The following is a 12032-nucleotide window of genomic DNA, read 5'->3' on the forward strand; positions in this document are numbered from 1 at the left end:
GAAATGAGGATGTATAAATGAAAAATAACAGTTTAAAACGGGAAAAGCTTAATTATTTTTCGAGCATTTTATTTCCCATTCTTGTTACTCAGCTTGGACTTTATGCTATGAACTTTTTTGACACAACAATGTCAGGTAAAGTTCATCCAAACGACCTTGCCGGCGTTGCAATTGGTTCAAGCCTTTGGGTACCTGTTTACACAGGATTAAGTGGAATTTTACTTTCAATTACACCAATTGTTGCTCAGTTAGTAGGTGCAAAAAAGACAAAAGATGTACCATATATGGTTGTACAAGGAATATACGTTAGTATTGTGATTTCAATCATAGTTACTATACTTGGTGTTATTGTTTTAGATCCGATATTGCAAAATATGGGGTTAGATAAACCTGTTTCACATATTGCAAAATGGTACCTTATTTCGTTGTCACTTGGCATCTTACCTTTATTTATTTACGCTGTATTAAGATGTTTTATTGATGCACTAGGATATACAAGGGTAACTATGTTCGTTACGCTTTGTTCTTTACCAATTAACTTTGTATTTAATTACTTATTTATCTTTGGTAAACTAGGCTTCCCTAAACTAGGTGGAATTGGTGCAGGTATTGCATCAGCTATTACATATTGGTGTATCACAGCAATAGCAGTGATCATTGTTATGAGGCAATCCCCTTTTAAAAAATATGGTATTTTTAAAACGTTTTATTCTGTTTCGTTAAAAGCATGGATGGAAATTTTAGTAATTGGTGTTCCAATCGGTTTATCTATTTTCTTTGAAACAAGTATTTTTGCTGCTGTTACTCTTTTAATGAGTCAATATAATACAATTACTATCGCCTCACATCAAGCGGCAATAAATTTTGCCTCATTTCTTTATATGATACCGCTTAGTATTTCAATGGCCCTTACAATTGTTGTGGGACATGAGGTTGGGGCGAAACGTATTAGAGATGCTAAACAATATAGTTATTTAGGTATTAGCATGGCTATCTTTTTATCCATTTTGTCAGCTGCACTTATTTATTTCTTTAGACCTGAAGTTGCATCAATTTACACAGAAGATTCTGCTGTCTTAAAACTAACACAAGACTTTTTAATTTACGCAATTTTCTTCCAACTTTCTGATGCAATAGCAGCACCAATACAAGGAGTTCTTAGAGGTTATAAAGATGTGAATGTTACATTTATTATGGCTCTAATATCATATTGGGTCATTGGATTACCCGTAGGATATCTTTTAGCAACATATACCTCCCTTGACGCATTTGGCTACTGGATCGGCCTAATATCAGGTCTGGCAGCAGGTGCTGTAGGTCTTTCAGCAAGGTTATTTTTTATTCAACGTAGAAACGAAGCTTCTTTAAGCAATTCATAACAAGAAAAACCCTCAAAGTTCAACTTTGGGGGTTTTTCTCTTAATCATTCCACTTATACGTATAATAGACTTCATTTTCAAACCAATGCATAACTTCTGGATCTTTGTTAAGGAACTTTTCTTCCATTGCTTTTAACATACCTTCTGTTTGAGAACGGTGAGCTTTTAAAGCATTTAATTTAATATCTGCTACATCTGTAATGTTTATTTGTACATCAGGCTCCCCAATTACTTCGAAACGATTTTTCGTAATTGCCATACAATACGTTATTGGTCGTTTTTCAATAGGTTTACGGCGTAATGCCCGAATAACTCCTGCCCCACAAGCATCATGATCGGGATGAACACCATGACCCGGATAAAAGGTTACAATTAATGTTGGTTTAACTTCATCAATAATTGTCTCAAAAAGATCTGCTAACTGTTCATCATCTTCAAATTCAAGTGTTTTATCACGCAGCCCGAGCATTCGCAAATCTTGAATATCCATAGCGGCACAAGCATCCATTAATTCTTTTTTTCTTATTTCTGGCAATGTCTCACGGTTGGCAAATAGAGGGTTTCCCATATTCCTACCCATTTCACCTAACGTTCCACATGCATATGTAACAGGAATTCCTGCTTTTCTTTTCTGCGCGATTAACCCAGCTACTCCAAAGGCTTCATCATCAGGATGTGGTAAGATTACTAGAACATGTTCTCTCATTAAATACACTCCTTTTGCCGATCTTATTAATTATGAAACGGTTTTTCACTTATTTGAAATGATATGGCTAACTGTCCCTCTGAATTATGCCCCGCAGTTAACAATTGGTTATGATCGTTATACACCCAATCTGTTAAACCTTCAGCATAGATCCAGCCTTCATCTAATTTCAATCCAATTCGATATGGACCATTACCTGTAATTTTAGCATGCTGATATTTTACTTTTGCATTTCGAATAAACGCAACAACTGTCATACTTTTTTCATCTTTATGTGCCGAATAAGAGCCAGTAGTTGTTTCTAAATGAATATATACTGATTTGTTTAGAAATGTATCTAAATATGCTTGTACATCTTCTGGTACAATTCTTTTCATAAGTTTGCCCCCTAAGTAGGATTTTTTGTTAAGTCTTCCATCACTTTAAGATGTATTTCGATTAGACCTAGTTTTTGGTCTTGATTTAGTGAAGAAGAGATTATTCTTTTAACCGAAGAATGAAATTTTAGATGAATATTTTTACGAAGACGCGGATGAGTCATTTCATCTAGCAATTCTACTGTGATAGCATCCATCAGCGTCTCAGTTTCATTTCTTTCAATCGGCAATTTACGATTTGTCCATAACTGCCGGTATGCATGTAATAAAGCATTCGTTTCCAATATAAACCTCCACTCAAAGTTTACATCCCCAGTGATTTCCGATTTTTCAGCTTAAATTCTGCTTTTTTAAAGGATTTAGAATTTGATAACGTAAAGAACAGTAAAGCTGTCCAAATACATGAGAATGTCATCACTTCAATTTTTGTAAATGGTTCTTCATACAAGACAATACCTATAATTAAGGTAATTGTAGGAGCTATGTATTGTAAAACACCAACCATAAACAGCGGAATTCTCTGTGCTCCACTTGCAAAAAGTAGCAAAGGAACTGCTGTTGCAATACCAGCTCCAATTAAAAGTAAATTTGTTGTTACATGAAAAGATAGAAATTCAAGTTCTCCCTGAGTAGCAAGCATGATTAAATAAATTACCGCGATTGGAGTAACAGCCATTGTTTCAAAAGTAAGCCCGATTCCTGAGCTTAGTTTTGTTATTTTTTTGGTTAAACCGTACAATCCAAAACTTAACGCTAGTGTAACCGCAACAAATGGAATTTGCCCATAATGGAAGGTCATAATTAAAACACCAACTGCAGCAATTATGAAAGATAGTTTCTGCCATAAATTTAGCTTTTCTTTAAAAAACAGCATTCCAAGTAAAACACTTATTAACGGGTTTATATAATAACCTAAGCTTGCCTCAATTAAATGATCATTATTTACGGACCAAATATACACAAACCAATTGATACTAATTAACAATGATGAAACAACTAGTAAAACAATCAATCCGGGATTTTTAATCATTCTTTTACTTACATCTTTTACATTTTTCCATTCTTTCGTAAAAGTGAGCAACGCAATCATAAAAATGAATGACCAGAAGATTCTGTGTGCTAAAATTTCTTCAGGTGAAACATTGTTAATCATTTTCCAATATAGAGGTAATATCCCCCAGAGGATATAAGAAAAAGCTGTGTAAAAGAGCCCTTTCTTGTATGTATTTTCTTCTGTTGTATTCATTTCGTTTACCTCGATTCTTTTGCCTCTCTCAATCAATCTCCGATCTCAAAGTACACACTATTCCTTTTCCACCTAAGACTCATTATAAACTTGTTAGAAGCTGTCTCACAACATATTAGCTTTCTAACCTATTTCCCTTCCCCTGCATACTCTATAATATCAAATCAGGTGTAAAGGAAGTGAAGATATGTTTCCTTGGAATAATAAACAATTTCCATTTGACCAATCCGGTTTTATGAAGCATTTAAACAAGATGAACCCAAAAGACGTCGAATCCTATATCCAAAATGTTATGAAAAATGTTTTTAGTGGGGATTTTACACAAGGATTTCCTTTTCAAGGTAATATGACAGGTAACGATCCTTCAGGATTTCCTTTTCAAGGAGATTTTTCAAAAAGTGAGACGCAAGTGAAACCCCAGCCGGAAATCTTTGAAACAAATGATTTTGTTTATGTAAAGCTCCCCATGCCAAACAAAGATAACAAGAATTTAAAATTACAACATACAAATCATCAGCTTATTCTTATAAACTACCCTAAAGAAAATGAGCAATCAAAATACATGTTGCCAAGCCCTGTTAAGAGAAAAGGAACTCGAGCTCGATTTTTAGATGATTACCTTGAGATTCAATTTATTCGATTAGATGAAAGTAATATTTCTGAAATTGATATTTCATATTAATAAGAAAAAACTACCTACTTTAAGCAGGTAGTTTTTTCTCATTAATAGAAAGGATAACCGCCATAAGGAGTTCCATAACCATAACCGTATCCATATCCACCATAAGGATATCCATAGAATGGTGGTCTTGGTCTAAAGATCGCACTTCCAACTAACCCACCTAATAAACCTCCAACAAAAGGACCTCCCCAGAAAAATCTCCCACCCGGATAAGGTCTACGAAAATCATTACGCATCATATATGGTGCCATTTTTTTACCTCCTCTAAATTATACCTACACTACTTCATATTCATTCAGAGGGGTATTGGAGTGGGCTTACACCCACTTTATTAGGTAAATGACATATATTTTTTGGTTTTAGGTGTTCCGTAAATAATTGATGTCGAGTTGCTGCTTAATATGTTATTCCTCATACATCATCTTTTTTGTCATTCCACCATCTACAACAAGGTTAGTACCAGTTACAAAATCATTGTCTTCAGATGTTAAATAAAAACAAGCCTTTGCTATATCAGATGGTTTTCCGACTCTATTTGATAAATGTTGAGCATGATCTAATTCGCGAAGCGCTTGATAGTCTCCCGTTTCAATCCACCCTGGAGAAATAGCATTCACTTGAATATTATCTGAACTAAAAGAAGTCGCCAATGCATGTGTAAGGGCAACAATCCCGCCTTTTGTTGCAGCATATGCCTCAGAATTTGCTTCAGACATAAGTGCTCTTGTTGAAGCTATATTAACAATTTTTCCACCTTTGTTCATTTTCATCACTTTTGCAGCTTCTCTTGAAGCAAACATAACACTCCGTAAATTAGTATGAATCATCTTATCCCATTCTTCTACAGAAATGTCATATGGTGAAATCCATTTAGAAAGTCCAGCATTGTTAATTAAAATATTTACTGTAAGATATTTTGCTACTGCTTGCTCTATTAAATTTTCAAGATTAGCCACAATTGATACATCTGTTCTTATAAATGTGGCCTCCAATCCTTGTTCTTTACAAGTTTGTTCTAAATCCAAACCAGCTTGCTCGTCTATGTCTGCAATCACAACATTATACCCTTTCGCTGAATATTGCAGGACAAGTTCCTTGCCAATTCCGTTTGCACCACCAGTGACAATCACAGTTTTTTTCATCCCTAATTGTCCTCCTTTTGTTCAAAACAATGTTTATTGGCCCAGATTCCTATTTCATTAATCACTCCCTCTAGGTCTTTCCCTTTTTCCGTTAACTCGTATATCACTTTTACTGGAGTATCGTCGATAACAACTCTTTTTAAAAGACCTTCATTTTCCAGTTCCTTAAGTCGTTCAGATAACATCTTTTGACTAATACTAGGGATAATATCAGTTAAGTCTTTAAACCGTTTTGGTCCATCTAATAAAACATGAATGATAATGCCAATCCAACGTTTTCCCAAAACCCTAAATGCAGATTCCATTTTTGGACAAAGATTGATTTTCAAGTGATCACTCCTTGCTTCGTATCTCTTGACTCATTTTAACACTTCAATTAAGATATGTTTTATGAGTAAACACTTACTAAAAGTTAGTTTATTACTTTTAGTATAAAACATGCGATACATGAATTCAACTTAGGAGGGTTTCTCATGAATACAGATTACGTAGACGATGTAAAAACAGTTATTAATAATCGGGCATCAGTTCGTCACTATAACCCAAACAAGAAAATAACAAAAGAAGAACTAACAGAGATTTTAACATTAGCAACTAAAGCTCCATCAGCCTGGAACTTACAACATTGGCATTTCTCTGTTTTTCATTCAGATGAATCTAAACAAAAGCTATTACCAATTGCCTATAATCAAAACCAAATAGTAGAATCATCTGCTGTTGTTGCATTATTAGGTGATCTTGAAGCAAATCTTAACACAGATACAGTATATGATCCGCTCGTTGATGCTGGCTATATGACATCCGAAATTAAAGAAACACTAGCAGGACAAATTAACCGAGCATATGAAAATAAAGAATTTGCAAGAGATGCAGCATTTTCAAACGCATCCTTAGCAGCGATGCAACTTATACTTGCCGCTAAAGCTAAAGGATTTGACTCTTGTGCTATCGGTGGTTTTAACAAGGATCAATTCATTGAGGAATTTTCCATCTCTGAAAGATATGTTCCGATTATGTTAATCACGCTTGGACAGGCAGCTAAACCAGCTCATAAAAGCAATCGTTTAGATGTTGAGACTGTAACAACTTGGTTGTAACAAAAGACATAGGGTGTCCCGTTAAATCTGAGACACCCTTATATTCTTTCTATTTCAATTTTTCTGCAATTGATATTGTTCGTTTTGCCTGAAATTTAACGGCTTCTTCCACATCTTCTTTCATATTCCCATCTGAATCAACTGTTACACTAGTGCCATATGGATTCCCTCCAGCAGCAAATGTCACAGGATCTGCATATCCCGGAGCAGCTACAATTGCTCCCCAATGATACATTGTTGTATATAAACTTAAAATTGTCTGTTCCTGGCCGCCATGAAGGTTGTTTGCCGAACTCATCGCACTTACAACTTTATTAACAAGCTTTCCATTAAACCAAAGACCACCTGTTGTGTCGAGGAACTGCTTCATTTGAGCTGGTACATTCCCAAAACGTGTTGGCACGCTGAAGATAATCGCATCCGCCCACTCTAGATCATCGAGTTTTACTTCAGGTACATTTTTAGTTTCCTCTAAATGATTTTTCCACGCTTGATTCGATTCAATCGCTTCTTTTGGAGCAAGCTCAGGAACTTTTAGAACCTTTACTTCTGCTCCAGTTTCTTTTGCGCCTTGCTCTGCCCATTGTGCTAGCTTATAATTCGTACCTGTTGAACTGTAATAAATGATTGCTAGTTTAACGTTTGACATTCATCATCGCTCCTTTTTCTTTGGAATAATAACTTGAGGTATGTATAAAACAACCTTTAGTATATTTCGTTCTTACACATTCTTTACCACAATTTATAAATTATAATCATGTTTTTGATAAAATAAGAAAAGCAACGCTTCTTTAGGAGCGCTGCTTTCTTATCTTAAAGTTGTTCTTTTAATACAGAAATTGCTTTTTCAAGTTGAGTGTCGTTATCTTTTATTTTGTTTTGAATTAATTCAATTAATTTTATTGTTGTATCTTTTGTTATTTTCCCGTCAACAGTTAGGCCTTGGTCTTCTTGGAATTGTTTTACGACCTTTTCTGTGTTTTCATCAAAATAACCTTTTTCACTTATGTCGGTATAGCCAAGTGCTTTTAACATTTGTTGTGCTGCATTAACCTCAGCTGTTGAATCGCCTAATTTTAGTACATTATCCGGATTTATATAAGGGAGATTTGCATATGCCGGAAGTTCCGCTTTTACAGTTGGCTCAATTCCCTTTTCATGAATCCAAGATCCATCAGGTGTTAACCATTTTGCAGTTGTATATTTAACAGATGAAGAATCATCAAATGCTTTTGCTGTTTGTACAGTTCCCTTGCCAAACGTTTTTTCTCCAACTAAAGGAATTCCAGCAGACTGATGAAGAGCAGCCGCCATAATTTCTCCTGCACTTGCTGTCCCACCATCTATAATAACTGTTACTGGTAAATTAACTACTTTATCGTTTTCTGCTTTATATACTTCTTTTGCGCCTGTCCGATCTTCGACTTGTAAAATATTTTCACCTTTATCTACAAACAAATCAGACATTAAAAGAGCTTGGTCCATCAATCCGCCAGGGTTTTGACGCAAATCTAATACTAGACCCTTTACATTTTTGCTTTGTAGTTCTTTTAATGCATTAGAAAGTTCTTCACCTGTTGTTTCAGAGAACTTTGTAATTTGTATTTTACCAATATTGTCTTCTATTACCTCATAATAAACTGTTTCTAGAGGAATTGTGTCTCGTGTAATCGAAAATGTTAATTCACCAACACCAGCTCGTTGTACCAAGAGGTTAACTTTTGTTCCTTTTTCTCCTCTTATCTTCAAAACAGCCTCATTAACTGAAAGACCTTCAACTGATTCGTCATTTACTTTAAGAATGACATCTTTTGGTTTTAATCCAACTTCTTCTGCGGGAGATCCTTTTATTGGTGAAACGATCATAATGCTTCCATTGCTTTCTTGGATTTCAGCACCAATACCTTCAAACGATGATGAAATGTTTTCACTAAAGCTTTTTGCTTCTTCAACATCCATGTATACAGAGTATGGGTCCTCTAGTGAATCAACCATTCCTTTGATGGCACCTTCTACTAACTTATTGGTGTCAACATCTTTGTAATAATTTGATTGTAAAATATCGTATGTAGACCGCAATTTCGAAAAGGGATCATCTGGATTACTTGAAACACTTTCCCGAGGTTGTACAACATTATAGGTAATTCCTGCTGTAATGATTGCTGTCACGATAACTGAAATAAGTAATTTACTATTCTTCACTGCTTATCTGCACCACCTTTATGTATGTACTTATTATGTCTAAGGTACAAGAATACGTCAATTATTTTGAAGGAAAGAAGAGTTTCTATGTCGTAGGACCACTTTTTTCATGCTTCCCCTGCTAATATAGGCACTTCTTTTAGGCATTCCTTTATTCGCTTCATTCATTTACACAAAATTTACAATTTATTTACGTTTAAAAATTATTGTCAAGACTAATGCTTGTCATAACATATATTTTTAAATACATCTTTTTAAGCAACAAATTAAAGTTGCACAGTATAAACATGTCCTTCATAAAGTTCCTAAAAATCAGTACTTTTAAACATTTTTCTGTATTCGACAAAAACCACGATACTTTTTTATTAATTTATTGTAAAGTTTATTACACGGATGTAAATGCAAGGAGGTATTCATATGCAATTAGCAGACTACATCGGAAAAACAGATTTTGACTTAATTCATTTTTCAATATCATTAGCAAAGGAAATTGATTGTAAAATCAAAAATAAGGTGTTTTTTTATCAAAACCAAGTTTCTAGCTATATTAATGATAGAATCGATCATTTTATCCATACATTACATGTAAAAAGGGCACTTGGATATATTTATAGAATTGAAATTCTTAAAATGTTAAAACCAAAATTAGACGTACTGTTTGAAAAACATCACTTATTATCATGTGTCTAATCACCAGTCCATAAGTTTCTGAATACTATTAGGTAGAAACTATAGTGGGGGTTGGGTGTGTGAATTATTTACAAATGCTTTCTGTGTTAGGAGTTGGTGGCGCTCATCCTGGTGGCCTTTTATTAACAAAGTCTATATTCGAAAAAGAGCAATTTCCGATTACTTCTAAGATTCTTGATGCTGGCTGTGGTACAGGTCAAAGCTCAAGTTACCTATATCAGTTAGGATACGAAGTAAAAGGACTAGATAAAGATTCAGTTATGATTGAGCACGCAAAAAAAAGAAATGCCACTTTGGAAATAGATATTCCATATCTACATCAAGATTTATCAAACATAAAAGAACCAAATGAAAGTTATGATATCGTTATGTGTGAGTCTGTATTAAACTTCACACCACTTAGCGAAACACTTCCCGAAATAGAAAGAGTATTAAAACCAAATGGGATTGTTATAGCGATCGAAATGATTCGAAATGAATTACTTTCAAATGAGGAATTGGAGGAAATTTCTTCATTTTATGGCTTTCCGTCTATTTTTTCCATTGAAGAATGGAAAGATCAATTTGCTAATTATAATCTAATGACCTACAAGATACTCTCTGAAAAAGACTTTACCTTCCCTTCTCATGAAGAACCTACTACAGAATTTCACTTTAATGATCATATTCCGGAAAAAACCTTTAACATACTTTCAATGCATGAGCATATTACAGTAAAATATCAAGATAAACTTTCATACCGAATTTTCTTTGCACGTAAGAAATAAATGAATTTCTTATGGATATAAGTACAATCCCTCCTTGTTCTCAGGACATATCATATTGAGACAACTGATAAGGAGGGATTTTTTTGTCACAGCATTATTATAATTTATGTTGTCGTTATACTGGAAAAGTTGTGAGAATTAATGATAGAAATGGACGTGTACACGTGGGAAAAATCCACCGTGTTACACCGAATAGGGTTTTTATTCAACCTATGGTCCGTGGTAGAGGCGAATTTGGATATGGATTTTATGGCGGTGGCTGGGGCTTTGGCCCTGCTTATGGAATCGGTATTGGCTTTATTACCGGTATTGCTTTGGCTGGACTTTTATGGTGGTAAACCATCTAAAAAGGGGAGCTTATGCTCTCCTTTTTTAGTTGATTAAATTTTATTAGGGCAATCTAATAAATCCTTAACACCCTTATAGATTAATATGATATCAGAGATCTTCATTCGAACTAAGCCGCTTGATGAGGGTGCGACATAATCTATAACACCTTCAACCATACTCTTATCTTGTCTTCCCCAATCGGCCTTTTTACTTTGACTGTACTGAAGATACACACCTTTGCCGACAAAAAAGGCAATCTTTGGCTTATAAAATGATATCTTCTCCTTCAGAATTTCTCTTCCTTCTTGATATTCCTCTCGGGTAATTTCATCTGCTGCTCTTGTTGGTCTAGCCACAATATTTGTAAATCCATACCCCATCTTAAGTAAGGAACTATCTTCTTCAGGGAGGTATAATCGATCTGTTAATCCAGCTTCATGAAGAATTTTCCAAAAACGATTATTTTTATTTGCATAATTATGACCAACTTCACCAGAAACTAAGCTAGGGTTATAGCCTATAAAAAGAATATCTAACCCTTTAGAGAGTTTATCTAAGTCTTTTTCCATATACTCACCAACTATATTTTTCTTACCTTTTTAAAGTACTCCTCTAATGTTAATTTATTTTCATAGATATATGTTGCCTTTTCTTTTCCAACATATCGAATATGCCATGGTTCATATTGATATTCAGTAACCACTTCTTTGTTTTGCGGATATCGGATAATAAACCCAGCTCGATGTGCATTGTCACGCAACCACTTTCCTTCTTTTGTTTCACCAAAATCTTGAGTGATCTGTAAGTCTACACTTCTGCTTGTAATATCCATTGCTAAACCTGTTTGATGTTCACTTTTTCCAGGTAAAGCAACAGCTTCTAAAGCATGCTCTTCGCCACTTTGCTCTTTTTCCACATTAAAAATTCCTTGTTGCCTTGAGTAAGAGCGATAACCAGATACTGCGAATAATTCAATTTGTTCCTCTTTGGCATACTCAAAAAGTTCCTCCAAAGCATCTGCTGCCACTTTACGTAAATATTTTTTAGGTACATCTTCATCACCAAACGAAAATTCAACATTAGGTACTGTCAAATCATTTGGTTCGTAACCAGCAGGAAGACCATAAGTTTTATTTACTAAAGCAAGAATATTGTCAGGGTTTTCTATTTCGATGTTACCATCTACTTGTTTGACTTCATTAAAGAATTTAGACTCTAATAAAAGTTCATTTGTTTGTACAGTATTACCTTTTATATAATTGCCAATTTGTTCTCCACTAAAGGATAATCCACCTGAAATAACGGAACAGGCTGTTAGCATAAAAAGAAAAAGAAATGTAAGAGTTAGTTTTAGATAAAACATTTGATCACCCTATCTAATCATTCAATAATAGGCGATTCATCACGTTTTTCT

At 34.4% G+C, this 12032-nt stretch carries 17 protein-coding genes; 6 read left to right on the forward strand and 11 right to left on the reverse strand.

From position 1 onward, the window contains the following. The first annotated feature begins 17 nt into the window (after positions 1-17). Positions 18-1379, forward strand: a complete 1362-nt coding sequence (locus tag D9842_RS10325) for an MATE family efflux transporter (protein WP_121662455.1) — start codon at positions 18-20, stop codon at positions 1377-1379. A gap of 40 nt (positions 1380-1419) precedes the next feature. Here D9842_RS10325 and bshB2 read toward each other — a convergent pair whose 3' ends face one another. The 4 genes from bshB2 to rarD are packed head-to-tail and all read right to left on the reverse strand — an operon-like array spanning position 1420 to position 3708. After that, the gene (bshB2, locus tag D9842_RS10330; RefSeq protein ID WP_121662456.1) at positions 1420-2085 is read right to left on the reverse strand and encodes a bacillithiol biosynthesis deacetylase BshB2; all 666 of its coding nucleotides are present in this window, start codon (positions 2083-2085) and stop codon (positions 1420-1422) included. Positions 2086-2111: 26 nt separating this feature from the next. Then, the gene (locus tag D9842_RS10335) at positions 2112-2462 is read right to left on the reverse strand and encodes a YojF family protein (RefSeq protein ID WP_121662457.1); all 351 of its coding nucleotides are present in this window, start codon (positions 2460-2462) and stop codon (positions 2112-2114) included. 11 nt (positions 2463-2473) lie between these two features. Next, on the reverse strand, positions 2474-2746 hold the full coding sequence (locus tag D9842_RS10340; protein WP_121662458.1) for a hypothetical protein: 273 nt from the start codon (positions 2744-2746) through the stop codon (positions 2474-2476). A gap of 20 nt (positions 2747-2766) precedes the next feature. Continuing rightward, the gene (gene rarD / locus D9842_RS10345) at positions 2767-3708 is read right to left on the reverse strand and encodes an EamA family transporter RarD (RefSeq protein WP_121665029.1); all 942 of its coding nucleotides are present in this window, start codon (positions 3706-3708) and stop codon (positions 2767-2769) included. Between the two features lie 187 nt (positions 3709-3895). Between rarD and D9842_RS10350 the strand changes: the two genes are divergently transcribed. After that, positions 3896-4390, forward strand: a complete 495-nt coding sequence (locus tag D9842_RS10350; RefSeq protein ID WP_121662459.1) for an Hsp20/alpha crystallin family protein — start codon at positions 3896-3898, stop codon at positions 4388-4390. A gap of 41 nt (positions 4391-4431) precedes the next feature. Here D9842_RS10350 and D9842_RS10355 read toward each other — a convergent pair whose 3' ends face one another. The 3 genes from D9842_RS10355 to D9842_RS10365 all read right to left on the reverse strand — a co-directional run bounded on the left by D9842_RS10355 (position 4432) and on the right by D9842_RS10365 (position 5861). Further along, positions 4432-4641: a hypothetical protein gene (locus tag D9842_RS10355; protein WP_098799808.1), complete on the reverse strand. Its 210-nt coding sequence runs from the start codon at positions 4639-4641 to the stop codon at positions 4432-4434. Positions 4642-4794: 153 nt separating this feature from the next. Beyond that, entirely contained in the window at positions 4795-5532 is a 738-nt protein-coding gene (locus D9842_RS10360; RefSeq protein ID WP_121662460.1) for an SDR family oxidoreductase, read from the reverse strand. A gap of 2 nt (positions 5533-5534) precedes the next feature. Next, positions 5535-5861 (reverse strand): winged helix-turn-helix transcriptional regulator, encoded by a 327-nt coding sequence (locus tag D9842_RS10365; RefSeq protein ID WP_121662461.1) that lies wholly within the window; start codon positions 5859-5861, stop codon positions 5535-5537. Between the two features lie 144 nt (positions 5862-6005). Between D9842_RS10365 and D9842_RS10370 the strand changes: the two genes are divergently transcribed. Further along, a complete protein-coding gene (locus tag D9842_RS10370) occupies positions 6006-6629 on the forward strand; it encodes a nitroreductase family protein (RefSeq protein WP_121662462.1) in 624 nt (207 codons plus the stop codon). Positions 6630-6678: 49 nt separating this feature from the next. Here D9842_RS10370 and wrbA read toward each other — a convergent pair whose 3' ends face one another. After that, positions 6679-7278 (reverse strand): NAD(P)H:quinone oxidoreductase, encoded by a 600-nt coding sequence (gene wrbA, locus D9842_RS10375; protein WP_121662463.1) that lies wholly within the window; start codon positions 7276-7278, stop codon positions 6679-6681. A gap of 164 nt (positions 7279-7442) precedes the next feature. Continuing rightward, positions 7443-8831 carry a S41 family peptidase gene (locus D9842_RS10380; RefSeq protein ID WP_121662464.1) on the reverse strand — a complete coding sequence of 463 codons (1389 nt, stop codon included), beginning with the start codon at positions 8829-8831 and terminating at the stop codon, positions 7443-7445. A gap of 417 nt (positions 8832-9248) precedes the next feature. Here D9842_RS10380 and D9842_RS10385 point away from each other — a divergent pair, with 417 nt between their 5' ends. The 3 genes from D9842_RS10385 to D9842_RS10395 all read left to right on the forward strand — a co-directional run bounded on the left by D9842_RS10385 (position 9249) and on the right by D9842_RS10395 (position 10626). After that, a complete protein-coding gene (locus D9842_RS10385; protein WP_121662465.1) occupies positions 9249-9521 on the forward strand; it encodes a hypothetical protein in 273 nt (90 codons plus the stop codon). Positions 9522-9580: 59 nt separating this feature from the next. Beyond that, positions 9581-10288, forward strand: a complete 708-nt coding sequence (locus tag D9842_RS10390; protein WP_121662466.1) for a class I SAM-dependent methyltransferase — start codon at positions 9581-9583, stop codon at positions 10286-10288. A gap of 83 nt (positions 10289-10371) precedes the next feature. Next, a complete protein-coding gene (locus tag D9842_RS10395) occupies positions 10372-10626 on the forward strand; it encodes a hypothetical protein (protein ID WP_121662467.1) in 255 nt (84 codons plus the stop codon). Positions 10627-10668: 42 nt separating this feature from the next. Here D9842_RS10395 and D9842_RS10400 read toward each other — a convergent pair whose 3' ends face one another. Beyond that, a complete protein-coding gene (locus D9842_RS10400; protein WP_121662468.1) occupies positions 10669-11187 on the reverse strand; it encodes a mismatch-specific DNA-glycosylase in 519 nt (172 codons plus the stop codon). Between the two features lie 11 nt (positions 11188-11198). Then, positions 11199-11981 carry a M15 family metallopeptidase gene (locus tag D9842_RS10405; protein ID WP_121662469.1) on the reverse strand — a complete coding sequence of 261 codons (783 nt, stop codon included), beginning with the start codon at positions 11979-11981 and terminating at the stop codon, positions 11199-11201. Positions 11982-12032 lie beyond the last annotated feature (51 nt).

Source organism: Metabacillus litoralis (genome assembly GCF_003667825.1).
Lineage (GTDB): Bacteria > Bacillota > Bacilli > Bacillales > Bacillaceae > Metabacillus > Metabacillus litoralis_B.

Coding starts and splice junctions, on each gene's coding strand:
- D9842_RS10325 (WP_121662455.1), top strand. CDS start 18: ATGAAAAATAACAGTTTAAAACGGGAAAAGCTTAATTATTTTTCGAGC.
- bshB2 (WP_121662456.1), bottom strand. CDS start 2,085: ATGAGAGAACATGTTCTAGTAATCTTACCACATCCTGATGATGAAGCC.
- D9842_RS10335 (WP_121662457.1), bottom strand. CDS start 2,462: ATGAAAAGAATTGTACCAGAAGATGTACAAGCATATTTAGATACATTT.
- rarD (WP_121665029.1), bottom strand. CDS start 3,708: ATGAATACAACAGAAGAAAATACATACAAGAAAGGGCTCTTTTACACA.
- D9842_RS10350 (WP_121662459.1), top strand. CDS start 3,896: ATGTTTCCTTGGAATAATAAACAATTTCCATTTGACCAATCCGGTTTT.
- D9842_RS10355 (WP_098799808.1), bottom strand. CDS start 4,641: ATGGCACCATATATGATGCGTAATGATTTTCGTAGACCTTATCCGGGT.
- D9842_RS10360 (WP_121662460.1), bottom strand. CDS start 5,532: ATGAAAAAAACTGTGATTGTCACTGGTGGTGCAAACGGAATTGGCAAG.
- D9842_RS10370 (WP_121662462.1), top strand. CDS start 6,006: ATGAATACAGATTACGTAGACGATGTAAAAACAGTTATTAATAATCGG.
- wrbA (WP_121662463.1), bottom strand. CDS start 7,278: ATGTCAAACGTTAAACTAGCAATCATTTATTACAGTTCAACAGGTACG.
- D9842_RS10385 (WP_121662465.1), top strand. CDS start 9,249: ATGCAATTAGCAGACTACATCGGAAAAACAGATTTTGACTTAATTCAT.
- D9842_RS10400 (WP_121662468.1), bottom strand. CDS start 11,187: ATGGAAAAAGACTTAGATAAACTCTCTAAAGGGTTAGATATTCTTTTT.
- D9842_RS10405 (WP_121662469.1), bottom strand. CDS start 11,981: ATGTTTTATCTAAAACTAACTCTTACATTTCTTTTTCTTTTTATGCTA.